The sequence below is a fragment of the Enterobacter sp. RIT418 genome (assembly GCF_003057745.1).
Classification (GTDB): domain Bacteria; phylum Pseudomonadota; class Gammaproteobacteria; order Enterobacterales; family Enterobacteriaceae; genus Enterobacter.
Window position 1 is genome coordinate 44,949 of the sequence record NZ_QBJD02000006.1, and the last position, 25,243, is coordinate 70,191.

The following is a 25,243-nucleotide window of genomic DNA, read 5'->3' on the forward strand; positions in this document are numbered from 1 at the left end:
TGAAATTTACGGTGCCGGATTCACCAGCATCTGCCCTACGGAACCCCGGTCCATCATCTCCAGCGTCTGGCTGTGGAACAGGAACGGGAAGTGCGGCCACGAGGGCTGGCCGTAGTAGACCAGCAGCTCAACCTGCCCGTCCACCCAAACGGTATCTTTCCAGCCGCGATCTTCCGGGAACGGCATCGCGCCGTTCACGTTGCGGATCAGGAAGCTCACCCCTTCGATATGGAACGACTGAGGCATATCCGAACGAACCGTCCAGCGCTCCCAGGTGCCCTGCTGCGCGGTAATATCAATGCGGTTGACGTCCCACAGCGTGCCGTTGATGCCGGGATCGTCTCCGAGGCTGATATCGCGGCTGCGCACCGCCGGGCCGCTCAGGATCTCCTGCGGAAGCAGGCGCATCGGCAGGCTGTCGGTCACCAGCGGCAGCAGCCCGGTTGGGCGCAGCGTCAGGACCAGCGTCGACACCAGAATGCTCGACGGCTCGAAGAACCCGCGAATGCGGTCCACGATGCTCGCCGCTTCGCCGCAGGTGACGGACACTTCATCGCCGTTGGTCATATCGACCAGAATTTCACGCCGCTCGCCCGGCGCCAGCGACAGCTGCTTAACGGAAACCGGTGCCGGTAAAAAGCCCTGATCGCCCGAAATGACGTGCAGCGCGCGGCCGTCGCTCATCTGCAGCTGGTAGCGGCGCGAGTTCGAGGCGTTGAGCAGGCGCAGGCGCACCCAGCCGCGCGACACTTCGACATACGGACTTTGCGCGCCGTTCACCAGCAGCGTATCGCCCACAAAGCCGCCGCTGCCCGGCTCGCTGTACTCCGGCGTGCCGAAGTTATCCAGGCGCTTGTCCTGGATAATGACCGGGAAATCATCCACGCCGTAGTGGTTTGGGATCGGCAGCGATTTACTCACCTCGTCCTCAATCAGCCACATGCCCGCCAGGCCGTTATAAACCTGCTGCGCGGTGCGGTTAGGCGTATTCGCGTGATACCACAGCGTGGCGGCACTTTGACGGATGGGCAGCACGGGCGCCCAGTCGGCGCTGGCCGACATCATGCGCGCCGGGCCGCCAATCAGCGGACCGGGCACCTGTAAGCCGCTAACGGTCATCGCCACGTTTTCAGGGGTGCGGTTACTGTAAATCAGCTTAACGTCATCCCCGTTCCACACGCGGATCGTCGGCCCCAGATAGCGGCCGTTAATGCCCCACACCGGCGCGCGCGTGCCCTGGGTAAAGGACCAGTGGCTGCGCTGGAGGGTAAGGAAAAGCGGCTGACCGCGACGGGATTCAATCAACGGAGGAATGGGCAGCGGCGGCTGCTGCCCGGCGGCGCTGGCTGTCGAGGGTATCGCGCCCGCACAAAGGGCGATCCCCGAAGCCTGAATAAATTGACGCCGACTGAGTGACATATAAGCTCCATCTGAAACGATTAACAACGCGGGAATCGTTTTCCCTGATCTCATGGCCGGATTAGATTTTACCGGCGGCTTCTCTCTCTGCGACTTCTTTGTCGAGGAGCGCAATGTGCTGAGCCATTATCTCGCGGCAGTGTGCTGCCAGCTCGCGCACCTGGTCTTTACCGTACTTGCTGGTATCCACCGGCGGCAGCATTTCAACGATCACCAGCCCGTTGTTCAGGCGGTTAAGATTAATCTTATTCGAAGTATTTGAAACGCACACGGGAATAATTGGAACGCCTGCCGCAATTGCGGCATGAAACGCGCCCGTTTTGAACGGCAGCAGGCCGCGACCGCGGCTGCGCGTCCCTTCCGGAAACATCCAGATAGAGATTTTGCGCTTCTTAAAGTGATTAACCACTTCCGCAATGGTGCCGTGCGCCTTTGCGCGGTTGTTGCGGTCAATCAGCAGGTTTCCGGTCAGCCAGTACAGCTGGCCGAAGAACGGGATCCACAGCAGGCTCTTTTTGCCCACGGTGACGGTCGGCGGCAGCACAATATTGGAAGCCGTGACCATATCGTAGTTATTCTGATGGTTGGCGATATAAATGGCGTTACCGAAGTTCTCTGCCCCTTCCGGCAGACGCTTTTCAACCTTCAGGCCGAACAGCGGCGCAAGGCGGCCAAACATGTGGCCAAACGTCGCGACATGCTTCGGGTTACGCGGGCTGAACAGGCAGTAGATGCAGCCGAAAACACAGACCAGAATGCAGTAGATGACGGTAAGAACGAGACGAACAATGTATAGCATAGCGACCTCTGAAGCCCCAACAGCTGACAATTATACTTCACCTGTGGCCAGGTAAGGACTTTATTACGAGCGCGTATTGTTAATCGCAACGCACGAATTAACAATGATTTTACGGGAAATTTTAATGATATCCCCCTCCCGGGCGGAGGGGGACAAACCGCTTACTCTTCGCTGTCGCCCGCGCTGCTGCGCGCAGGGGAATCCACGTCGATGCGGTCAATACGCTGCAGCCCGCGCATCAGCGAGCCGCGGCGACCGCGCTCACCTACCACTTTCTGCAGCTCTTCCGGACGAAGCTTGATCTTACGCTTGCCGACGTGGATGGTCAGCGTGCTCTGCGGCGGCAGAATCAACAGGTGCGCAAGGCCATCCTCGCCTTTTGCCGCTTCCGCGGACGGAATGTTAATGATCTTGTTACCCTTGCCTTTAGACAGCTCCGGCAGATCGCTGACCGGGAACATCAGCATGCGTCCGGCCGCGCTGATCGCCAGCAGCATGTCGCTGTCGTTCTCGATCACCAGCGGCGTCATGACGCGGGCGTTGTCCGGCAGGCTGATCAGCGCTTTGCCCGCGCGGTTGCGCGACACGAGGTCGTTAAAGGTGCAGATAAAGCCGTAGCCCGCGTCGGAGGCCATCAGCAGCTTCTGCTCATCGGCTTCCATCAGCATATGGTCAACCGTCGCGCCCGGCGGCAGCGTCAGCTTGCCGGTCAGCGGCTCGCCCTGGCCGCGTGCGGAAGGCAAGGTGATCGGATCGATGGCGTAGCTGCGGCCCGTGGAGTCGATAAACGCCACCGGCTGGTTGCTCTTGCCCTTCACCGCCGCCTTGAAGCTGTCGCCCGCCTTGTAGCTCAGCCCCGGCGCGTCGATGTCGTGGCCTTTGGCGCTGCGCACCCAGCCGCTCTGAGACAGCACGATCGTGACCGGCTCGGACGGCAGCATGTCGTGTTCGTTCATCGCCTTCGCTTCTTCACGCTCGTGCAGCGGAGAACGACGGTCGTCGCCAAACGCGTCGGCATCCGCCTGCAGCTCTTTCTTCAGCAGGGTATTCATCTTGCGCTCGGACGCCAGGATCGCCTGCAGCTGATCGCGCTCTTTTTCCAGCTCGCTCTGCTCGCCGCGGATCTTCATCTCTTCCAGTTTGGCGAGATGGCGCAGCTTCAGCTCGAGGATCGCCTCGGCCTGGGTTTCGCTGATGCCAAAGCGCGACATCAGCGCGGGCTTCGGTTCGTCCTCGGTGCGAATGATCTCGATCACGTCGTCGATGTTGAGGAACGCCACGAGCAGGCCTTCGAGGATGTGCAGGCGCTTAAGCACTTTTTCCAGGCGATGGTTCAGACGACGGCGCACCGTATCGCGGCGGAAGGCCAGCCATTCGGTGAGGATCTCCAGCAGGTTTTTCACCGCCGGGCGGCCGTCGAGGCCAATCATGTTCAGGTTGATGCGATAGCTTTTTTCCAGGTCGGTCGTTGCGAACAGGTGGTTCATTACCTGCTCCATGTCGACGCGGTTGGAGCGCGGCACGATGACCAGACGGGTTGGGTTCTCGTGGTCAGACTCATCGCGCAGGTCGTCCACCATCGGCAGCTTTTTGTTGCGCATCTGGGCGGCGATCTGCTCCAGCACCTTCGCGCCGGAAACCTGGTGCGGCAGCGCGGTGATCACCACGGCGCCGTCCTCTTTATTCCAGACGGCGCGCATGCGCACGGAGCCGCGGCCGTTCTGGTAAATTTTGCGGATTTCCGCACGCGAGGTGATGATTTCGGCTTCGGTCGGGTAGTCCGGCCCCTGCACGATATCCAGCAGCTCGTCGAGCGAGGTTTTCGGCTGTTCAATCAGGGTGATGGCGGCTTTTGCCACTTCACGCAGGTTGTGCGGCGGAATGTCCGTCGCCATGCCCACCGCAATACCGGTGGTGCCGTTCAGCAGGATGTTCGGCAGGCGCGCAGGCAGCATTTTCGGCTCCTGCATCGTGCCGTCGAAGTTTGGCACCCAGTCGACCGTTCCCTGGCCCAGCTCGCCGAGCAGCACTTCGGCGTATTTGGACAGGCGGGATTCGGTATAACGCATCGCCGCGAAGGATTTCGGATCGTCCGGCGCGCCCCAGTTTCCCTGCCCGTCTACCAGCGGGTAGCGGTAGGAGAACGGCTGCGCCATCAGCACCATTGCTTCATAGCAGGCGCTGTCGCCGTGCGGATGGTATTTACCCAGCACGTCCCCGACGGTACGGGCGGACTTCTTAAACTTGGCGCTGGCGCTCAGCCCCAGCTCGGACATCGCATAGACGATGCGGCGCTGAACGGGCTTCAGGCCATCCCCGATGAACGGCAATGCCCTGTCCATGATGACGTACATGGAGTAGTTCAGGTAGGCATTTTCCGTGAATTCATGTAGCGCGAGGCGCTCTGCCATATCGCTCATTACGTGTGATTCCTCAACTCAGAAACCGATGGGTTTCAGGCAATATTGCCGCAGATACTACCCTATCTGGCGAGTTGAGTCACAAAGAAAAAGGGCCGCATCAGCGGCCCTTTCCGGGTTATTTGTTCAGCTTGATAACCTGCTTCACGTCGATTTCAAACTCGTTCCAGTCTTTATCGACTTTACCCTGCAGTTCTAACTTATCCTGCGGGCTGACGGTCACGCCGTTCCAGCGCTTGTGGTCGATCTCAACCACCACCGTGCCGGTTTCGTCGCGGAAGGTGTAGCGGTCGTCGGACAGGCGCTCGGTGATGTTCCCGCGCAGCTTAACCCAGCGGTCATCAGGCAAATCCTTCGCTTTCACCGCCGTGGTAAGGTTCGCGTCGTTATCAACAAAACCGCCCTGCTGGGTTTGCGTCGGCGCGGCGGTGGCGGACGGGCCGTTAAAACCGCCCTGCGCAGCAAAAACGGGGGCCGTGGTCATCATCATGATGGCAGCAATTGCAGCGTATTTTTTCATCTTAACTCTCCCTTTAATGTCGTTTCGCAGTCCATTAAACAGGGTAATCCTTAACAACTTCTTAAGGGGAAAATTTATTTATTTTTTCTGTACAGCGCAGGTAAACAGAAGGTTTACTGGCGGCATCAAGGAGGGAACATGCGCATTTTACTGGTAGAAGACGACAGGCTGATTGGCGACGGCATCAAGGCCGGGCTGACTAAAATGGGGTTTAGCGTGGACTGGTTCACCGACGGCAAAACCGGCCGCGCGGCGCTCTATTCCGCCCCCTACGATGCCGTGGTGCTTGACCTGACGCTGCCGGAAATGGACGGTCTCGACATCCTGCGCGAATGGCGCGAAGGCGGGCGCAGCGAGCCGGTGCTGATCTTAACGGCGCGGGATGCGCTGAACCAGCGCGTCGACGGGCTGCGCCTGGGCGCGGATGACTACCTTTGTAAGCCCTTCGCGCTGATTGAAGTGGCGGCGCGGCTAGAAGCGCTGGTGCGCCGCAGCCACGGCCAGACGCGCAGCGAGCTGCGTCACGGCAGGGTAACGCTTGACCCGACAAGCCTGGTCGCCACGCTGGACGGCGCAACCCTCACCCTCAAGCCCAAAGAGTTTGCCCTGCTGGAGCTGCTGATGCGCAACGCCGGACGGGTGCTGCCGCGCAGGCAGATTGAAGAAAAGCTCTACGGCTGGGATGACGACGTCTCCAGCAACGCCGTGGAGGTCCACGTTCACCATCTTCGCCGCAAGCTCGGCAGCGGGTTTATCCGCACCGTACACGGCATCGGCTATACCCTGGGGGACGCATGAAGCTAAGCCTGAAGCTGCGCCTGACGCTCCTCTTCCTTTTGCTCTCGCTGGCCGCCTGGTTTGCCGCCAGCATCGTCGCCTGGCAGCAGACCGCACATAAGCTCGATAAATTATTCGATACCCAGCAGATGCTGTTTGCCAAGCGCCTGCTGACGATGGATCTGGACGAGATCCGTGCGCCGGAACGGATGCGCGAGGTGCCGAAAAAGGCCAAACACGGGCATCTGGACGACGACGCGCTGGCGTTCGCCATCTTCGACACCGACGGCAAAATGGTGCTCAACGACGGTGAAAACGGGCGCGACATTCCGTATCACTATCGCCGCGACGGGTTTGACGACGGACGGCTGATTGACGATAGCGACGAATGGCGCTTCCTGTGGCTAACGTCTCCGGACGGCAAGCACCGCGTGGTGGTCGGGCAGGAGTGGGAGTACCGCCAGGAGATGGCGCTGGACGTGGTCAGCTCGCAGCTGACGCCGTGGCTGGTCGCGCTGCCCGTGATGCTGCTTCTGCTGATCCTGCTGCTGAGCCGCGAGCTCAGGCCGCTGAAAAAGCTGGCGCAGACGCTGCGCTGGCGCTCGCCGGACGCCACGGACAGCCTGCCCACCGACGGCGTGCCGACGGAGGTGCGCCCGCTGCTCGACGCGCTCAACCATCTGTTTGCGCGCACGCAGGAGATGATGGCCCGCGAGCGCCGCTTCACCTCAGACGCCGCCCACGAGCTGCGCAGCCCGCTGGCGGCGCTGAAGGTGCAAACCGACGTGGCGCAGCTGTACGTGGACGATCCGCAGGCGCAGGCCAGGGCGCTGGCGCAGCTGCACGCGGGCATCGATCGCGCGTCCCGGCTGGTGGATCAGCTCCTGACGCTCTCCCGGCTGGATTCGCTGGATAACCTTGACGACGTAGAAACCGTGGCGATGGCGGATTTACTCCAGTCGGCGGTGATGGATATCTACCATCCGGCGCAGCAGGCGGGCATTGAGGTCCGGCTGAACGTCAACACCCCGCACGTCACGCGCGCCTGCCAGCCGCTGCTGCTCGGCCTGCTGGTTCGCAACCTTCTGGATAACGCCGTGCGCTACAGCCCGCGCGGCAGCGTGGTCGACGTAACGCTCGACGCCCACGGCTTCACCGTTCAGGACAACGGCCCCGGCATTGCCCCCGACGCGCTGGCCCGCATCGGCGAGCGCTTTTACCGCCCGCCGGGGCAGGATGAGACCGGCAGCGGGCTGGGCTTATCCATCGTGAAGCGGATTGCCGCCCTGCACGGCATGCGCGTCGCCATGAACAATGCCCCTGACGGCGGCTTCAGGGTGACGGTAAGCGGATAGGGATTATTGCGCCACACGCAAAAGACTTTACACATTTTGCTCATTTTTCCGGTCCGCTCTCGCGCGTACAATGCCCGGCATACTCTCCCCATCGAGGACAAATAATGAGCAACATTCTGATTATCAACGGCGCAAAAGAATTTGCGCACTCTAAAGGCCAGCTGAATGACACCCTGACCGAGGTCGCGGACGGCTTCCTGCGCGACGCCGGGCATGATGTTAAGGTCGTGCGCGCGGACGGCGATTACGATGTTAAGGCGGAAGTGCAGAACTTCCTGTGGGCCGATACCATCATCTGGCAGATGCCGGGCTGGTGGATGGGCGCGCCGTGGACGGTGAAAAAATACATCGACGACGTGTTCACCGAAGGCCACGGTTCGCTGTACGCCAGCGACGGCCGCACCCGCTCCGACGCGTCTAAAAAATACGGCTCCGGCGGCCTGATTCAGGGCAAAAAATATATGCTCTCCCTGACCTGGAACGCCCCGCTGGAGGCCTTCACCGAGAGCGATCAGTTCTTCGAAGGCGTGGGCGTAGACGGCGCGTATCTGCCGTTCCACAAGGCCAACCAGTTCCTCGGCATGGAGCCGCTGCCGACCTTTATCGTTAACGACGTGATTAAAATGCCTGACGTCCCGCGCTATATCGCAGAATATCGCAAGCATCTGGCGGAAATTTTTGCTTAACTGTTAGGCTGGAATTAGAAGGAGTTAATTATGCTTACCGTTATTGCTGAAATCCGTACGCGTCCGGGCCAACATCACCGTCAGGCCGTGCTGGATCAGTTCGCGAAAATTATCCCGACCGTGCTGAAAGAAGAAGGCTGCCACGGCTATGCGCCGATGGTGGATGCTGCTACAGAGGCGAGCTTCCAGGCCACCGCGCCGGACTCCATCATCATGGTTGAACAGTGGGAAACCGTCGCGCATCTTGAAGCGCATCTGCAAACCGCGCACATGAAGGCGTGGGGCGACGCGGTGAAAGGCGACGTGCTGGAAACCCACATCCGCATTCTGGAGCAAGGGGTTTAAGTTTCCCCTCCCCCTCTCTTCAGGCCCGGCAAGCGTTAGCGCTACCGGGCTTTTTTTATCGCCTTATCGCCCAACTGCTATGCTTATTCTGACGTCATGTCTAACAGGAGGAAGGAATGGGACTTTTTAACTTCGTGAAAGAAGCGGGCGAAAAGCTCTGGGACAACCTGACTGACCACAAGGGCCAGTCCGACAAGGTCACGGAACACCTTAAGAAACTCAACATTCCCGGTGCAGATAAAGTGCAGGTCAACGTGACCGACGGCAAAGCCAGCGTCACGGGCGACGGGCTGACCCAGGAGCAGAAAGAGAAAATCCAGGTCGCGGTCGGTAACATCGCAGGCGTCAGCGAGGTGGAGAACAACATCACCGCGACGGATGCCAAAGACGAAGCCACCTACTATACGGTGAAATCCGGCGATACCCTGAGCGCCATCTCGAAAACCGTATACGGCGACGCCAACCAGTACAACAAGATTTTCGAGGCCAACCGCCCGATGCTCTCCAGCCCGGATAAAATCTATCCGGGGCAGACGCTGCGTATTCCTAAGGCGTAACCTGTGCGTCGGGGTTCGCCCCGACTTTTACCAGTACGGCTTCCAGCTCTGCGTTAACCGCATCAGCGCCTCTACGTAGAAGTAATCTCCCCAGCTTGCGCATTCATCCACGCCTTTATTGCTTGCGAGATGGTAAACCGAGTGCTTCAGCAGCCCGGTACCGCTCTCCTCTTTGCCCATCAGGTAATGCTTCGTCAGCGAAGAGACGATCGCTTTCGCCCAGTCCAGATAGCGCTCGCGATCCGGATCGGTCACCGGCAGATGCTTCACCAGCTCCAGCAGGCCGCACGCGGCGATCGCCGCAGAGGAGGCGTCGCGCAGGGCGTCGGTACCCACCAGCGCCAGATCCCAGTGGCAAACGTAGTCCTCCGGCAGGCGGTTGAGGAAGTAGTTCGCCAGCCGTTTTGACAGAACAATCATGGTGCTATCGCCGGTGTAGATATAGCTCAGCAGGAAACCATAAATCCCCCACGCCTGCCCGCGCGACCAGCAGGAGTCGTCCGCGTAGCCCTGCTGGGTATTGCCGTAGCGCGCCGCGCCCGTGGCCACGTCCATGTAGTAGGTATGGAACGTTGAGGCGTCGTCGCGGACCAGGTACGTTGCCGCCTGCATCACGTGCGCCTTCGCGGCGTTGGCAAAGCGCGGATCGCCCGTCTGCTCGGTCGCCCAGTAGAGCAGCGGCAGGTTCATGTTGCAGTCGATGATCATTCGCCCGGCCTGCTCGGGATCGGCAAGATCGCCCCACGCCTGAACGATCTTCGCCTTCTCGTGAAAGCGCTCCAGCAGGGCTTCCGCCGCCAGCAGCGAGAAGCCGCGCGCTTCGCGGTTGCCCGTTAATCGCCAGGCCGCCACGCAGGAGAGCGTGTACAGGAAGCCTAAATCGTGGGTGTTGGTGTCATGACGCCCGGCGATGCGCAGGCCAAACGAGCGGACGTGCTTTTCCGCCATCGCGCGGAATTTTTCCTCGCCGCTCATCTCCCAGGCGAGCCAGAGCTGTCCGGTCCAGAAGCTGGTGGTCCACTCTACGTTGTCGGTCAGCGGATAAAAACCGTTCTGGCAGGTTTCCGCCGGGAATTTGTCGCCGAACTCCGTTAAATGACGGCTAATCAGGTCAAGAACGTGTCTGCGCGCCGAATTCAGTTCATCGCTGAATGCGCGGGAGTCAACGGGCGCAGCGATAACAGGCAGACGTTCTTCTTTGATACGACTTAACATATTTCGGTTCCTTCTTTGACGGCGTAATTTATCGTGTTGACGTTTCTGCTACGTTCAGCGCACGAGCCCCGCGCCATTTGCTCTGACAGGCGGATAACGTAAAAGCAGAAATAAGGGTAAAGGTCAGCGCCGTTGCGCCCATGATGATATAGGTGTGCTCAAAGCCAATACGGTCATACATATAGCCGGCAGGGGAAGAGACCACCACGTTGCCAAGGTAGAGCATCGCCTGATAGCCGAGTAAATACATGGTGGCATTGACGCGCTTGTCGAAATGCTCGGCGATATATTTAAATACCGACACCAGCAGGAGACAAATTTCCAGACCGTACAGCGGCTTAAGCACTGAAATTAACAGGTGTGAATCACACATGCCGGAAATAATCAGACGCGCCCCAACCACCAGCCCGACAATTAACAGCCCGCGTTTGGCGCCAATAAAGTTCACAAACAGCGGGACCACCATATACATGACAAATTCCATGCCCGACTGTACGGTCCCGAGATAGCCGAATACGGCGTTGCCCTCATGAATATCATCGAAGAAGGTGACGAAATAGCGCGAGAATTGCTGCTCGGCGATAAACATCATCCATGCCACGCCCGCCACGTACAGGCAGAAGGCCCAGAATTTGCGGTTACGCAGCAGGGCGTAAACGTCAGACGGGGCTATTTTCTCTTTCGTCAGCACCTCGCCTGCGTGAGCAGAGTTAGTGTTCACTTTCAGGCTCAGAAGGACAATCAGCATCACCACCGACGCCACGCTGCCGAGAATAAAGTTATACGCCGGTGAGAGGTTGAACAGCAGGCCGGAGAAAGATGACGCCACCGCCCAGCCGAGCGATCCCCACATACGGATCTGCCCGAACTCCATGCCATTCAAACGGCTAAAGCGGTCGGAATAAGATTCACACGCCGCCACGCCCGCGTACCAGGCAAAGCTCAGGTACAGCGCACCCACGATAATGCCGATCGGGGTGTGGGACATGAGCAGCGGCTGATAGACATAAATAAAGAACGGCGCCATCAGGGCGGACATCGCCACCACAAAATAGAGCAGGTATTTGCTCATGCCGATCTTATCGAGAATATAGCCGTAGATCGGTTTGAGAATAACCGAGAAAACGCCGTTAACCGCAAACACGGTGCCAATCACCGACCCGCTAAGGTTGGCCTTTTGCCCGAGCCAGATGGCCAGCAGGCCAATACTGGCGGACCAGGTAAAGAAGTAGAGAAAGATAAAGCTGCTGATTTTGTAATATTCGGTTCTGCTTGTTGTAGATGACGTTTTCATACCATCCTCGCCGACGTGTAGGGGTCAGGTTTTTTATAATGTGAACGACAGCAGGCGCTCGCTTTCGGGATCGCGAATCACGGCCTGGCCGCGGGTGATGCTCAGTATCGGAGTCGCCGCAGCGCGCTGTTTTTCGCTGGCCGTCACGGCGCAGCAGAGCCAGCTTTGGCCCTGCGGAATCTCGGTTTTTAGCAGCGGAATAGAGGCGCACTCCGGGAACATGATGCTGCTGTTCGGCGGGGTGACGATGCTGTCCGGCTCTCGCGCCAGCTCCGGCGAGAGATCGACAATCGCGCTGTAGCCGTTCTCTGCGGCCAGGTAGCAGCCGCGCTCGCGAAGCCGGTGCTCCGCTTTCATGACGGCAAACCCGCCCTCCGCCGTTTGCAGGCGGCGCGCGCTGTGGATGCGGTGCAGCCGCAGGTGCCACTCCCCGAACGGGATCTGCCAGGTCGCAATCTGCACGTCGCGCCACGGCGACCAGCGCGAGAAAATGTAATTTTCATCCACCCGAACCTCGTCGCACTCGCGACGACCGCGGAAATAGTCATCTCCGTCCGCCAGCAGCAGCATGGAATCGCAGGCGGCATGCTTCAGGCCAAAACGCCCGCGCTCAAGGGTGAATCCGAAGCGGCTGGAGTAGGCAAATTTGGTGTATTTCGCTTCGGTGTTGACGTAATTGTTCAGCTCCAGCTGACCGGCGGTGAGCATGACGACGTGCTGAGAATCTTTCGAATGCATCAGGATCTGCTGCGCATGCGGAATCACATGTTTTTCAGCAAGCGTGGGCAGCGGTTGTTCTTCCGCCAGCCAGAACGGATGATCCTCCGGCAGCGCCAGGATCAGGTAGGTTTTCAGCGCCCAGTACGGCGAGCCAGGCGAGTTGTAGTCTTCGCACATCGCCAGGTTCGGGTAGGCAAACCCGAGGGTCAGAATGCCGTCGCGGTCGGCTATCGGCTGTTGCTGCCACCAGCGCAGGTGGCGCAGGATAATGCCCTTCACGACGCCCGGCGTGAACGCGTCCAGCCCGGAGAACGCGACCGCGCTCCAGAAGGCAACCATCGCAAAGCGGTAGGTCAGGCTGCGGCCAAACGGCACCGACGCGCCGTCGGCGGCGGACCAGTAGATAAAATCCCGTGCGAACAGCCGCGCGCGCTCGCGCAGCACCGCCGCCCTTGCCTCGTCGCCGCTGAGGGTGGCGTAAATCAGGCCGTAGAAGTGGAACGCCATCGAGATGTAGTAATCCCTCGGCCTGCCGGGGCCGTCCGAATACCAGCCGTCGCCGAGGTAGTAGGCTTCCATCATCGCAAAGCGACGGTCGATGGCATGCTGGTCAAACGGCAGCCCGGCGCGCTTAAAACCGAGCTGGACCATAATGGCGAAGTAGTTCCAGTTGCTGTCCGGCATCTGCGCGTCGGTGATTTGGTTGAGCCACGCGTGCAGGTTTTCCAGCTCGCGCTCGCTAAACCGCTCGGCGAGCGTATTCCCCAGCAGCGCCAGCCCGAGCCCGTAGGCCGCCATCTCCACCAGCCGCTGGTCGTACGGGCCGGTTTCGCCCCAGTAGCCTTCGCCGTGCGGATCGGTACCAAGCTTAATGGCGGTAAGGTACTTCTCGCTAAAGGGCTCGGATTCGCCGGACGCCATCAGCGGAAACAGCCCCCACAGCGCGCGCGAAAGCCCCTCCATCTGCGCAATGTCCGTCGCGTAGTGCGCGCAGGTTTCCCCCAGCGAAAAGCGCGAGCTGCCTGCCGGAAACTGCGCATCCAGCGCCTCCAGCATCGTCTTCAGCGACGCTGCCACATCCCGTCGCGAAGACAACGGATTTGATTTTTCGTTATTTAACGCCCACATAGGTTCGCCCTCGTCGTCAACTGCGGCCAAGCATAGTGAAAGCATGAGGTGGAGAAATGTTAGCCGCGTCACAGGTGGGAGCGTTTAATAAACCTCCAGTTGATAAAATTTAAAATGGTGGTTTATAAATGGATTTTGACGGGAAAAAGTTGAGTTTTATTGCACCATGCGCGACACGCCAACGTCGGAACATCTCGAGTTGATTACGCTGAACAATACCGTTGCCTCCTTCAGCCGCCTGTATGCCAACACCGTGCGCTATCACCACTGGCACCAGTGTCTGGAGATCCTCTACGTCGAGGAGGGGTTTGGCGTGGCGATTGTCGATAATCAACACTTCACCATGCGCCCCGGGCGGCTGTTTTTCTTTCCGCCGTTTACGCTGCATAAGGTGAGGGTGGACGAGCGGGCGGAGGCCATCTATCGGCGCACGATTATTCATCTCGATCACCATGCGGTGATGAACGTGCTGCGTGATTTTCCGCACGCTCAGCAGCGGCTGCGGGCGCTGTCACGGCGCGGAGGCGCGGCGTGGGTGGCGGACATGGCCCATTGCCACAGCCATATTACGCACCTGTTTAGCTGCTACCAGCCGCCGATGACCGGCGAGCGCATCGCGGGGCTGCTGATCGGCCTGTTTGCCATGCTGCCGGACGTGGAGGACGGCGCGCCGGGCAGCAGCCAGGGGGTCGCCAGCCGGGCGATGTTCTGGCTGGAAGAGCACTATCAGCAGAAGTTCCGCCTGGACGCGCTGGCGGCCGAGCTGGGCATCTCGCGCAGCTACGTGTCGCGGAAATTTCATGCGGAAACGGGGGAGAAGATCCACGACTATCTGAATACGCTAAGGCTGCGCAAGGCCTGCGAGTGCCTGCTTCACTCGGACACGAGCGTGCGCGACATTGCCGCGCAGGTAGGGTTTTCCGACGTGACGTGGTTTATCAGCGCGTTTAAGAAAGGAATTGGCGAGACGCCGCTGCAGTACCGGAAGAATCATCGGGCGGTTTGATGCTCTCACCCTCAGGGGCTGAGGGATCCGCACATATTACAGCAGGCACAGAATACTCCCTCTCCATTCAGGGAGAGGGCTGGGGTGAGGGTGAACATACGGCTGTGGTGGTAATTCCGTTCACTTTACGAGCCTTGCTACTCTGAAATCACAATACTTGTGAACGTGTTAAGGGGACTCGCCGCGCATCCCTGCGCGGCGCCCCGGCCTGCAGGAAACGCCTCAGCGATTTTCAGCCAGACCAGGGTGTCGCTTTAAGCTATTAATTCTCTTGATAAAACCTTAATTGCTTCTGGTTAAAAATTTCCTGGGGGATACCTGAGCCTTTTGGGAAAGGGCGAAAATCACCCACTCTTCTTCCCCGGCTTTAGCCCACGGTGAAACTCGTTGATGCGCTTCATCGACTTAATGGTGCGCTGCGGCTCGGTGGAGGCGACGGACAGTATCATCATCTCCAGGCACACGAGCACCGTGCCGTGCAGCGGAATTTTGCCCTTCTCGCCGCCGCGCGGAACGTGGATCACCACGCTCGCCTCTTTGCTAAAGCGCGAATCCAGCGCGTTGGTCAGCAGGATGGTGGGAATGCCGAGCCGCCTCGCTTCGCGCAGCGTCGTTTGGCCTTCGCGATGCGCGGATTTCTGCGCCATCATCACCAGCACGTCCCCGCGCTGCAGGGCGATCAGCTGCTCCGAAAGCCCTATCCCGGTGCGGTTCAACACCGTCGCGGGCAGGCCAATGCGGCTGAACAGCCGCGCGCTGTACTCGGCCAAAATGCCGGACGCGCCGATGCCGAAAATCGCCACCTGTCGCGCCTGGGACAGCAGCGCCACCGCCTGCGCCAGCGCGTAGCGGTTGGCGGGCTCGGAGAGAACCGCGCAGGTATGCTGGTGGCCCTCAAGCACAAAGTCGATGCTGGCGTTGACGTCGCTGGTCAACGAGCCCACGGTGCTGGACATCTTTTCGCTGGAGGTCACAATTGGCCCAAACCACTGCTCCAGCGTCTGTTTTAAATCGCGCAGACCGGCAAAGCCGAGGGCCTGAATGGCGCGCACGACGGTGGCATCCGACGTTTTGAGCACGCTGGCAATCTCCATCGCCGTTTGCTCGAGTACCGCTTCCCGGTTTTCATTGATATAGCGCGCCACCAGCAGCAGGCGCGGCGTCAGCTGGTGCCCGCGCGTGCGAAAGCGATCGCCGTAAATATCCACCCGCGCTTTGTCTTTTCGAATCACCGCGACGCCCCCGGCAGCGGACGACCCGCAATCTGCGACTGCACCTGCGCGGCCATCAGCCCCAGGGAGGCAAACGAGTTCGAGATAGCCTCTTCGCGGGAGATGAGCACGTAACGCCCGGTACGGCAGGCGTTGAGGAACTGGCACCAGCCCGGCATCACCGCCTCCATGGCCTTCAGCTCGTCCTGCGGCGTTCCGCCGGTATCCCCGCGCCAGGTGGCAAAGACAAAATCGGCGTCCAGCTCCGGCAGGCGCTCGGCGCTGACGTCAATACGCCCGCCGTCGGGAATGCTGTCAACCAGGGGCGGGAACCTGAACCCGGCGTCGCGCAGCACGCGGCCAAGCGAGTGGTAGCTGTGCATCACGGTAATTTTTCCCTGGTTCGCCTGAATCACCGAGACGGCGATCCTGCGGGTGTCGACCGTCGCCTTCAGCGCCTTGATTTGTTCCTGATAGCGACGCTCCAGGATCTTTAGCCGCGCCTGCGTGCCGGTCAGCTGCGCCAGCTTGCGGTAAATCTCCGGCGCACCGCCGTCGAGGTGATCGATGCTCACCGTCGGCGCGATTTTTTCCAGCTGCGCGATCGGCGTGTTGCGGGTGGGCTCGGTGATAATCAGATCCGGCTTAGCGGCGGCGATGGCTTCAATGTCGATATCGGCGGTGCCGATGAATTTTATGTCGGAGTTGTCAAAGTCTACGCCCGTCAGCATGCCGCTGGAGCGCAGGAAATGGCTGCCGTCCGGGCGCGTGCGGCCGTGGCTGGCGACCGGCGGCACGCCAAGCTCAATCAGCGGAATGGTAATGTCCAGATCGTGCAGCGAAACGATCCGCTTCGGGTGAAGCGGCACCACCACCTTGCGATGGAGATCGTCCGTAAAGGTCTGCGTCGGCTCCGCCGCGCTTACCGCAAAGCCCACCAGCAACAGCACAGAAATCAGTATGCGCATCAGATACCTCTAGAATCGGTCACGGCGCTGCCAGAGCAGCAGCAGGAAAAAGGGGCCGCCAATAAGCGAAATCACGATCCCGGCGGGAAGCTGGAGCGGTAAAAAGGCCAGCCGCCCGACGTTATCCGCCAGCAGCACCAGCAGCGCGCCCAGCACGGCGCTTCCCGACAGCAGCGCGGCCTGCCCGCCGCGCAGTACCAGGCGGGCCATGTGCGGCGTAATGAGGCCGACAAAACCGATGCTGCCCACGCACGAGACGCAGGCCGCCGTCAGCATCACCGGAGCGAATACCCGCAGCAGCGCCAGGCGCGAGGTTCGCACGCCCAGCCCCGTTGCCGCCGGGTTGCCCAGCAGGGCGACGTCCGCCGCGCGGGCGGTTAAGAGAAGCAGCGCGAACGCCGGGAACGCCCATGCCGCCGCCATGCCGACCAGCGGCCAGCTGGCCGCATGCAGGCTGCCCGCCAGCCACAGCATCGCCGTTTGCACGTCGCGCACGTCCGCGGTGGTCATAAAGACGCCCATCGCCGCCGCCAAGGCCCACGAGACGCCGATGCCGATCAGAATAAACCGCGGACGCGAAATATCGCGCGCCAGCACGACCACCAGCAGCGCGGTCAATACGCCTCCGGCCATGCCCATCAGCGGCCGCCAGAACAGGCTCAGCGCCGGAAACTGGAACATCATCAGCAGCACCGCGGCGCTACAGCCTTCCCTGACGCCGATAAGCCCCGGATCGGCCAGCCCGTTGCGGGCGATCGACTGCATCGCCGCCCCCGCCATGCCGAGCATCGCGCCGCAGAGCGCCGCCATCAGCAGGCGCGGCAGGCGGATATCCATGACGATGTAGCGCGCGTCAGCGCTCAGGCTCTCCGGCATGAACAGCGCGCGGCCAATAGCGGAACCGGGGATCGGCAGCGAGCCGTGGATCAGGCCAAAGCCCATCAGCGCCACGCCCGCCATCGTCAGCAGCCCGAGCACGATCATCGCCCTGGGGCGGATCAGCGCCGAGAACGCGCCCGCGCGGATCGCCCGCAGCCCGGCGCGATTCATTTGAACATCCTCGCCGCAACGAGGATAAATACGGGCGCGCCGGCCAGCGCGGTCACCACGCCCGTGGCGAGCTCGTAGGGCGCAAACAGCGTGCGGGCCGCGATATCGGCCACCAGCAGAACCAGCGCCCCGCACAGCGCCGAAAGCGGTATCATCAGGCGTAAATCCACCGACACCCGGCGGCGGATGAGCTGCGGCACCACGAGGCCAATAAAGCCTATCGGACCGGCGAGGGAGACCGCCGCGCCGCACAGCAGCGCCGTCGCCAGCAGCGCGAACAGCCGGGTTTTGAGCAGCGAGACGCCCAGCCCCTGCGCCATCCTATCCCCGAGCGCCAGCATGTTCAGCGACGGCGACAGCCAGACCGCCAGCATGAATCCCGCTCCGGCAGCCCAGGCCGCAGTGCGAACCGCGTCGACGCTGACCCCGGCCAAATCGCCCGCCAGCCAGGTTCGCATCGCCAGCAGGGTCTGCTCGTCCAGAATCAGCACCGCGGCGGTGATGGACGACGCGAACGCCGACATCGCCACGCCGCACAGCGTCACCTTCATCGGCGTTAGCCCGGCTCGCCCGGCGGAGGAAAACGTCAGCACCAGCAAAAACAGCGCGGCGGCACCGGCAGCGGCAATCAGGGGGCGACCAAACGGCAGGGTGAGCCCCAGCGCGCTGGTCATAACCACCGCCAGCGCCGCTCCCGCGTTCAGCCCGAGAATGTGCGGCTCGCCCAGCGGATTGCGGATCACCGATTGCAGCAACGCCCCGGCCACGCCCAGCGCCGCACCCGTCACCATCGCCGCGCAAAGGCGGATCAGGCGCAGCCTGATAATGATGCTGTGGTCAAAATTACGCGGGTCGAAGTGGAGAAACGCCTGCACCACCGTTTGCGGCGCGATGGCGCGCGCGCCGATCCCGAGATGCGCAACCGCCCCCGCTAACAGCAGGAGCGACAGCAGCAGAAAAGCCAGCGGGATGCGGATCATGATGCTCTGGACGCCTGGCGAAACGGCATAAAGAACGGTTTGCCGGTCATCGGGTTTGTCGACATATGCACGTCAACGTCAAAGACCGCTTTGATCAGCTCCGGCGTACAGCTATCGCCCTCGTGAATAACGCCCTCGACCTTGCCCTGGCGCAAAAAGACCAGCGAATCGCCGTAGTTGACGGCGAAATTAAGATCGTGAAGCACCACGACCACGGTGCGCCCGTGGCGGCGGGTGAGATCGTGGAGCAATTCGAGGATCTCCACCTGATAGCGCAGATCTAAAAAGGTGGTTGGCTCATCAAGCAGGATGTACGGCGTTTGCTGCGCCAGCGCCATGGCAATCCAGCAGCGCTGGCGCTGGCCGCCGGAGAGGCTTTCAACGGGCAGATCGGCAAACGCCGCCGTGCCCGTCAGGCGCAGGGCTTCCTCGACGGCCCGTTCGTCATCGTCGCTCCACTGGCGCATAAAATTCTGCCAGGGGAAACGCCCGCGGGAGACCAGCTCGAACACGGTTAATCCCTCCGGCAGAAGCGGCGACTGGGGCAAAATGCCAAGCTGCCGCGCGACGTCCCGGGTGGGCTGCGCGTGGATAGATTTGCCGTCCAGCACGGCGCAGCCCCCGAGCGGATGCAGCAGGCGCGCAAGGGTGCTCAGCAGCGTGGATTTGCCGCAGCCGTTCGCCCCCACCAGCACCGTCATTTTCTGCTGCGGGATGGCGAGGGAAATATCATCGACGATGATTTTTTTGTGGTAGCCCGCGGACAGGTTCTCCAGAACCAGGCCAGGATTTTTGAGGTTGTGCGCCACGTGAATGCCAACGTAATAAAATCAAATAAATAAAAATAAAACTCATTCTCTTTTGAGAAGTTTGCCGCTGCGCCATGTAGTAGTCAAGCGGATAAATACCTTGCTCATACCAGGGATTACAGCGGAAATATAGCCCTACCACCTTCACAATAAATTATTTATTTTCAATAAATTAACCCACAAAAGCAGAAGGCCCTTTTTGTGAAACTTCGCTGTAGTCAATTTTTTCCGTTTCCCATTTACTACTACATAGCCTCATGATTGAATGATTCTCAATTACAAGTTCGAGGCCCGCCGCGGCTAACGAACGGACCGTAAGGGCAATGACTCACACACGCTTGCGCGAACCTTTCTTCGCGGGTTATTTGGGAAAACAGATGTAATGGCTACGTTCACACCTTTTCATGCAGGGGTAAAAGGGCGCGCGCTCTTTTCACTCCTCTTTTTAGCGCCTCTGGGACACGCGGCGGAGAAAACGACGCAGGATGGCGAAACGCTCACCGTGGTCGCCAGCCCAAACGCGGCGCCTGACGCAACCAGCGGCTATCAGCCGCTCAATACGTCCACGGCCACGCTGACCAACATGCCGATGCTGGATATCCCGCAGGTGGTGAATACCGTCAGCGATAAGGTATTGGAAGATCAGCACGCCACCACGCTTGACGAAGCGCTCTATAACGTCAGCAACGTGGTGCAGACCAACACCCTGGGCGGCACGCAGGACGCGTTTGTGCGCCGCGGCTTTGGCGCGAACCGCGACGGATCAATCATGACCAACGGACTGCGCACCGTGCTGCCGCGCAGCTTTAACGCCGCAACCGACCGCGTCGAGGTGCTGAAAGGTCCCGCCTCGACGCTCTACGGCATTCTCGACCCGGGCGGGCTGATCAACGTTGTGACCAAACGCCCTGAAACCACCTTCGGCGGCTCGATGTCGGCGACGTCGTCCAGCTTTGGCGGCGGCACCGGCCAGCTCGACCTCACCGGCCCGCTCGAAGGCACGCGCCTGGCGTATCGCCTGACGGGCGAGGTGCAGGATGAAGACTACTGGCGCAACTTCGGCACCGAGCGCAGCACGTTCATCGCGCCGTCCCTGACGTGGTTTGGCGATGACGCCACCGTGACCGTACTCTATTCACACCGCGACTATAAAACGCCGTTCGATCGCGGCACGATCTTCGAACCGAATACCAAAAAGGCGGTCAACGTCGATCGCAAAACCCGCTTTGACGAGCCGTTCAACGTGACGGACGGCGTCTCGGATCTGGCGCAGCTCAATGCGGAATACCGCCTGAACAGCCAGTGGACGGCCAGATTTGACTACGGCTTTAGCCAGGACAAGTACAGCGATAATCAGGCGCGGGTAATGGCCTACGATGCCAAAACGGGCAACCTCACCCGCCGCGTGGATGCGACGCAGGGATCGACCCAGCGAATGCACTCCACCCGCGCTGATTTGCAGGGCAACGTGGATATCGCCGGGTTCTATAACGAGATCCTGACCGGCGTCTCCTATGAGAATTACGATCTGCTGCGCACGGACATGATCCGCTGCAAGAACGTGAAGGATTTTAATATTTACGATCCGTCCTACGGCAATACCGGCAAATGCACGACCGTGTCAGCCTCCGACAGCGATCAAACCATCAAGCAGGAGAGCTATTCCGCCTACGCGCAGGACGCGCTCTATCTGACCGACCGGTGGATCGCCGTTGCCGGGCTGCGCTACCAGTATTACACCCAGTACGCCGGAAAAGGCCGCCCGTTTAACGTCAACACCGACAGCCGCGACGACCGGTGGACGCCGAAGCTGGGGCTGGTTTACAAGCTCACGCCGGCCGTGTCGCTCTTTGCCAACTACTCGCAAACGTTTATGCCGCAGTCGTCGATTGCCAGCTACATCGGAAACCTGCCGCCGGAAACGTCAAATGCTTACGAAGTGGGCGCGAAATTCGACCTGTTCGACGGCGTTACGGCCAACATCGCACTGTTTGATATTCACAAGCGCAACGTGCTGTACACCGAAAGCGTGGGCGATGAAACCGTCGCCAAAACCGCGGGCCGCGTGCGCTCGCAGGGCGTGGAGGTGGATCTCGCGGGACGGTTGACCGAAAACACTAACCTGATTGCCAGCTACGGCTATACCGATGCGAAAGTGCTGGAAGACCCGGACTACGCGGGCAAGCCGCTGCCGAACGTACCGCGCCACACCGGCTCGCTGTTCTTGACGTACGATATTCACAATGCGTTTGCCGGGAACACGCTGACGGTTGGCGGCGGCGGGCACGGCGTGAGCCGCAGATCGGCGACCAACGGAGCGGATTATTATCTGCCGGGCTACTTCGTGGCGGATGCCTTTGCGGCCTATAAGATGAAGCTACAGTATCCGGTGACGCTGCAGGTGAACGTGAAAAACCTGTTTGATAAGACCTACTACACCTCTTCTATCGCGACCAATAACCTGGGCAACCAGATCGGCGATCCGCGCGAAGTGCAGTTTACGGTGAAGATGGAGTTTTGATGTCAGAGTGGGGTTTTCCCCCTCACCCAGGCCCTCTCCCCAAAGGGGAGAGGGTGTTTTAAGTTCCCTCTCCCCTTTGGGGAGAGGGTTAGGGTGAGGGGTAAAGCATCAGGCCTCAATATCCGCCATATCGCCTTTCTCTTGCAGCCAGTTGCGTCGGTCTTCCGAGCGCTTCTTGGCAAGGAGCATATCCATCATGGCGTTGGTCTGCTGTTCGTCTTCATCGCTGATCGTCAGCTGCACCAGGCGGCGGGTGTTCGGATCCAGCGTCGTTTCACGCAGCTGCATCGGGTTCATCTCGCCCAGCCCTTTAAAGCGCTGCACGTTCGGCTTGCCCTTCTTGCGCTTGAGCTGTTCCAGCACGCCCGCTTTCTCTTCTTCCGTCAGCGCGTAGTAAACCTCTTTGCCGAGGTCAATACGGTACAGCGGCGGCAGCGCCACGTGGACGTGACCGTTTTTCACCAGCGTGCGGAAGTGCTTCACAAACAGCGCGCAGAGCAGCGTGGCGATGTGCAGGCCGTCGGAGTCCGCATCCGCGAGGATGCAGATCTTACCGTAGCGCAGCTGGCTCAGATCGTCGCTGTCCGGATCGATGCCGATCGCCACCGAGATATCGTGTACCTCCTGCGAGGCCAGCACTTCATCAGACGACACTTCCCAGGTGTTGAGGATCTTACCCTTGAGCGGCATGATCGCCTGATATTCACGATCGCGCGCCTGCTTGGCCGATCCGCCCGCCGAGTCCCCTTCTACGAGGAACAGCTCGGTGCGGTTGAGATCCTGCGCGGTACAGTCCGCCAGCTTGCCCGGCAGCGCGGGGCCGCTGGTGAGCTTTTTACGCACCACCTTTTTCGCCGCGCGCAGACGGCGCTGGGCGCTGGAGATCGCCATTTCGGCCAGCATTTCCGCGGCCTGAACGTTCTGGTTCAGCCACAGGGTAAATGCATCTTTCACCACGCCGGAGACGAACGCCGCGCACTGGCGCGACGACAGGCGCTCTTTGGTCTGGCCGGCAAACTGCGGGTCCTGCATCTTCACGGAGAGCACGTAGGCGCAGCGGTCCCAGATATCTTCCGCCGACAGCTTCACGCCGCGCGGCAGGATGTTGCGGTATTCGCAAAACTCGCGCATCGCATCCAGAAGGCCCTGACGCAGGCCGTTGACGTGCGTCCCGCCGAGCATGGTCGGGATCAGGTTGACGTAGCTTTCGGTCAGCAGTTCGCCGCCTTCCGGCAGCCACAGCAGCGCCCAGTCCACCGCTTCGGTATCGCCGCTAAAGTTACCGACAAACGGTTTTTCCGGCAGGGTCGGCAGGCCGTTAACGGCCTCGCACAGATAGTCGTTCAGGCCATCGGCGTAGCACCAGGTCTGCTCGGTGTTGTTAACGTGATCCTTAAAGGTGATTTCCACGCCCGGGCACAGCACCGCTTTGGCTTTCAGCAGGTGCGTCAGGCGCGAAACGGAAAAGCGCGGGCTGTCGAAGAAGCTCCCGTCAGGCCAGAAGTGGACGCTGGTGCCGGTGTTGCGTTTGCCGCAGGTGCCGACGACCTGTAAATCCTGCACCTTTTCGCCATTTTCAAACGCGATGTTGTAGATCTGACCGTCGCGACGAACGTTCACTTCCACGCGTTTGGACAAGGCGTTGACCACGGAGATCCCCACACCGTGCAGACCGCCGGAGAACTGGTAGTTCTTGTTGGAGAATTTACCGCCCGCGTGCAGGCGGCAGAGGATCAGCTCAACGGCGGGCACGCCCTCTTCCGGGTGGATATCCACCGGCATGCCGCGACCGTCGTCGATAACCTCCAGCGACTGATCGGCGTGCAGGATGACGTCAACGCGTTTGGCATGTCCTGCCAGCGCTTCATCCACACTGTTATCAATAACTTCCTGGCCCAGGTGGTTTGGGCGCGTGGTATCCGTGTACATCCCCGGGCGGCGGCGAACCGGCTCAAGCCCGGTGAGTACCTCAATGGCATCAGCGTTATAGGTTTGCGTCATGATTTAACTAGCAATTCGCATTGATTGTCAGAGGCTGTGCAGTCCAAGAAAATCGACAATCTGGGTGAAATGATTCTCAAAGCCCGTGAAAGCATGGTTTCCGCCCTCTTCTATAGTCTGGCGGCAGGATGCGTAATACGCCACTGCCTGGCGGTAATCCAGCACTTCATCTCCCGTTTGCTGCAGCAGCCAGATAAGATCCGGCGCTTCAAGCGGGTCGACCTGCATAACTTTGAGATCGTAAATATGGCGTGACTCTAGCACATATTGCTGCCCGGTGTAGGGGTTCTCGTTTTGCCCGAGAAAGTCCCGCAGCAGCTCAAACGGCCGAACCGCCGGGTTGACCACCACCGCAGGCAGCATAAAGCATTGCGACAGCCAGGTGGCGTAGTATCCACCCAGCGATGACCCCACAACGCCAAACGATTCTCCACCGTGTTCAAGCACGATGGATTCAAGCATTTCCGCCGCATCCGCCGGGTAAGGCGGGAGCTGGGGAACGATCATCTGCACCTGCGGATGATGTTCGCTCAGCCACTGGCGAAACTGCGTCGCCTTCGCGGAGCGCGGCGAGCTGTTGAATCCGTGTAGATAGAGGAGCGTCGACATTAATAGCCTTCTGAAGCGGTATCAGGACGGAACTGGCTGCCGCTTAAGCGACAGACCTCAGTGGTCAACGTGCCATCGGCATGCAGTTCAAGCCAGCGCCAGCCGGGTGCGATAGTGTCCAGGGTAAAGTTGGCGCAGTGGGGCTTAAACTGAACGCAGGTCGAAGGCGTGGCCAGCAGGCGGCGGCCGTTCCAGTCGAGATCCTGCTCCTGGTGAATGTGCCCACAGAGCAGATTTTTCACGCGCGGATATTTCACCAGCACGCGGTCCAGCGCGGCAGAATTGCGCAGGCTGTGCTGATCGAGCCAGCTGCACCCTGCCGGCAGCGGATGATGGTGAAGCAATAGCAGCGTATGTCGCGCCGGTTCAGCACTCAGCCTTTTCTCCAGCCAGTCGAGCTGGTATTCACTCAGCTCACCGTGTGGAACGCCATACACCTGGCTGTCGAGCAGCAGGATCTGCCACTGCTTGCCCACAAATACGCACTTCGCGGCAGAAATCCCCGCATCGTGTAGCGAACTGAACATGGCGGGCTGAAAGTCATGGTTGCCCGGCAGCCAGACGCAGGGCGCGCTGAAGCTCGCAATCCCCTCAGCAAAATGCTGATAGGCCGCGGAGGATTGATCCTGTGCGAGATCGCCTGTTGCGACGATCAAATCACATGCGCGATTCTCGGCGTGAATCGCGCTAAGTACAGCCTGATAACTCTCCCAGGTGTTCACACCCAGCAGCGTTTCATGCTTTTCGGCAAAGAGGTGAGTATCGGTGATTTGTAATATCCTGACTGGTGCCCCACCAGCAACAGTCAGGTTCAACAGGCTTTCCAAATGGTGTCCTTAGGTAGGTTTATGAC

At 60.2% G+C, this 25,243-nt stretch carries 22 protein-coding genes; 7 read left to right on the forward strand and 15 right to left on the reverse strand.

The window, feature by feature from the left end; translation table 11 throughout:
* Positions 1-6 precede the first annotated feature (6 nt).
* From ftsP to DBY73_RS08615, 4 genes are all read right to left on the reverse strand, one after another.
* Entirely contained in the window at positions 7-1,419 is a 1,413-nt protein-coding gene (ftsP, locus tag DBY73_RS08600; protein WP_112010755.1) for a cell division protein FtsP, read from the reverse strand.
* 61 nt (positions 1,420-1,480) lie between these two features.
* Positions 1,481-2,218, reverse strand: a complete 738-nt coding sequence (gene plsC, locus DBY73_RS08605) for a 1-acylglycerol-3-phosphate O-acyltransferase (protein WP_112010756.1) — start codon at positions 2,216-2,218, stop codon at positions 1,481-1,483.
* A 161-nt stretch (positions 2,219-2,379) separates the two neighbouring features.
* Entirely contained in the window at positions 2,380-4,638 is a 2,259-nt protein-coding gene (gene parC, locus DBY73_RS08610; protein WP_112010757.1) for a DNA topoisomerase IV subunit A, read from the reverse strand.
* A gap of 118 nt (positions 4,639-4,756) precedes the next feature.
* On the reverse strand, positions 4,757-5,158 hold the full coding sequence (locus tag DBY73_RS08615) for a YgiW/YdeI family stress tolerance OB fold protein (RefSeq protein ID WP_112010758.1): 402 nt from the start codon (positions 5,156-5,158) through the stop codon (positions 4,757-4,759).
* Between the two features lie 138 nt (positions 5,159-5,296).
* Between DBY73_RS08615 and qseB the strand changes: the two genes are divergently transcribed.
* From qseB to lysM, 5 genes are all read left to right on the forward strand, one after another.
* On the forward strand, positions 5,297-5,956 hold the full coding sequence (gene qseB / locus DBY73_RS08620) for a quorum sensing response regulator transcription factor QseB (RefSeq protein WP_112010759.1): 660 nt from the start codon (positions 5,297-5,299) through the stop codon (positions 5,954-5,956).
* Positions 5,953-7,290, forward strand: a complete 1,338-nt coding sequence (gene qseC, locus DBY73_RS08625; RefSeq protein WP_112010760.1) for a quorum sensing histidine kinase QseC — start codon at positions 5,953-5,955, stop codon at positions 7,288-7,290. Before qseB ends, qseC begins: the two co-directional genes overlap by 4 nt.
* Before the next feature lie 104 nt (positions 7,291-7,394).
* The gene (locus DBY73_RS08630; RefSeq protein ID WP_112010761.1) at positions 7,395-7,976 is read left to right on the forward strand and encodes an NAD(P)H-dependent oxidoreductase; all 582 of its coding nucleotides are present in this window, start codon (positions 7,395-7,397) and stop codon (positions 7,974-7,976) included.
* Between the two features lie 30 nt (positions 7,977-8,006).
* Entirely contained in the window at positions 8,007-8,321 is a 315-nt protein-coding gene (locus DBY73_RS08635; RefSeq protein WP_112010762.1) for a putative quinol monooxygenase, read from the forward strand.
* Between the two features lie 116 nt (positions 8,322-8,437).
* Positions 8,438-8,878 carry a peptidoglycan-binding protein LysM gene (gene lysM, locus DBY73_RS08640; RefSeq protein ID WP_112010763.1) on the forward strand — a complete coding sequence of 147 codons (441 nt, stop codon included), beginning with the start codon at positions 8,438-8,440 and terminating at the stop codon, positions 8,876-8,878.
* A gap of 27 nt (positions 8,879-8,905) precedes the next feature.
* Here the strand turns inward: lysM and DBY73_RS08645 are convergent, their stop codons facing one another.
* The 3 genes from DBY73_RS08645 to DBY73_RS08655 are packed head-to-tail and all read right to left on the reverse strand — an operon-like array spanning position 8,906 to position 13,235.
* Entirely contained in the window at positions 8,906-10,093 is a 1,188-nt protein-coding gene (locus DBY73_RS08645) for a glycoside hydrolase family 88 protein (protein ID WP_112010764.1), read from the reverse strand.
* Between the two features lie 28 nt (positions 10,094-10,121).
* Complete coding sequence (locus DBY73_RS08650; RefSeq protein ID WP_112010765.1) at positions 10,122-11,387, reverse strand: oligosaccharide MFS transporter; 1,266 nt, start codon at positions 11,385-11,387, stop codon at positions 10,122-10,124.
* A gap of 33 nt (positions 11,388-11,420) precedes the next feature.
* Entirely contained in the window at positions 11,421-13,235 is a 1,815-nt protein-coding gene (locus DBY73_RS08655) for a DUF2264 domain-containing protein (RefSeq protein WP_112010766.1), read from the reverse strand.
* Positions 13,236-13,401: 166 nt separating this feature from the next.
* Between DBY73_RS08655 and DBY73_RS08660 the strand changes: the two genes are divergently transcribed.
* Entirely contained in the window at positions 13,402-14,241 is an 840-nt protein-coding gene (locus tag DBY73_RS08660) for an AraC family transcriptional regulator (RefSeq protein WP_112010767.1), read from the forward strand.
* Positions 14,242-14,585: 344 nt separating this feature from the next.
* Here DBY73_RS08660 and DBY73_RS08665 read toward each other — a convergent pair whose 3' ends face one another.
* Genes DBY73_RS08665 through DBY73_RS08685 form a run of 5 tightly spaced genes read right to left on the reverse strand, consistent with a single transcriptional unit; the run spans position 14,586 to position 19,259 of the window.
* A complete protein-coding gene (locus DBY73_RS08665; protein ID WP_112010768.1) occupies positions 14,586-15,473 on the reverse strand; it encodes a MurR/RpiR family transcriptional regulator in 888 nt (295 codons plus the stop codon).
* Positions 15,470-16,420 carry an iron-siderophore ABC transporter substrate-binding protein gene (locus DBY73_RS08670; RefSeq protein WP_112010769.1) on the reverse strand — a complete coding sequence of 317 codons (951 nt, stop codon included), beginning with the start codon at positions 16,418-16,420 and terminating at the stop codon, positions 15,470-15,472. Before DBY73_RS08670 ends, DBY73_RS08665 begins: the two co-directional genes overlap by 4 nt.
* 9 nt (positions 16,421-16,429) lie before the next feature.
* Positions 16,430-17,470, reverse strand: a complete 1,041-nt coding sequence (locus DBY73_RS08675; protein WP_112010770.1) for an iron ABC transporter permease — start codon at positions 17,468-17,470, stop codon at positions 16,430-16,432.
* Entirely contained in the window at positions 17,467-18,450 is a 984-nt protein-coding gene (locus DBY73_RS08680) for an iron ABC transporter permease (RefSeq protein ID WP_112010771.1), read from the reverse strand. The genes DBY73_RS08675 and DBY73_RS08680 overlap by 4 nt, the downstream gene beginning before the upstream one ends.
* Positions 18,447-19,259 carry an ABC transporter ATP-binding protein gene (locus DBY73_RS08685; RefSeq protein WP_112010772.1) on the reverse strand — a complete coding sequence of 271 codons (813 nt, stop codon included), beginning with the start codon at positions 19,257-19,259 and terminating at the stop codon, positions 18,447-18,449. Before DBY73_RS08685 ends, DBY73_RS08680 begins: the two co-directional genes overlap by 4 nt.
* A 382-nt stretch (positions 19,260-19,641) precedes the next feature.
* On the opposite strand from DBY73_RS08685, the gene DBY73_RS08690 reads away from it, so the two are divergent.
* Entirely contained in the window at positions 19,642-21,780 is a 2,139-nt protein-coding gene (locus tag DBY73_RS08690; RefSeq protein ID WP_112010773.1) for a TonB-dependent siderophore receptor, read from the forward strand.
* 108 nt (positions 21,781-21,888) lie between these two features.
* On the opposite strand, the gene parE is transcribed toward DBY73_RS08690, so the two are convergent.
* From parE to cpdA, 3 genes are read right to left on the reverse strand one after another with little or no spacing between them, the layout of a single operon-like run.
* Complete coding sequence (gene parE, locus DBY73_RS08695; RefSeq protein WP_112010774.1) at positions 21,889-23,781, reverse strand: DNA topoisomerase IV subunit B; 1,893 nt, start codon at positions 23,779-23,781, stop codon at positions 21,889-21,891.
* Between the two features lie 27 nt (positions 23,782-23,808).
* Positions 23,809-24,390, reverse strand: a complete 582-nt coding sequence (gene yqiA / locus DBY73_RS08700; RefSeq protein ID WP_112010775.1) for an esterase YqiA — start codon at positions 24,388-24,390, stop codon at positions 23,809-23,811.
* Complete coding sequence (gene cpdA / locus DBY73_RS08705) at positions 24,390-25,217, reverse strand: 3',5'-cyclic-AMP phosphodiesterase (RefSeq protein WP_112010776.1); 828 nt, start codon at positions 25,215-25,217, stop codon at positions 24,390-24,392. Before cpdA ends, yqiA begins: the two co-directional genes overlap by 1 nt.
* Positions 25,218-25,243: the final 26 nt, after the last annotated feature.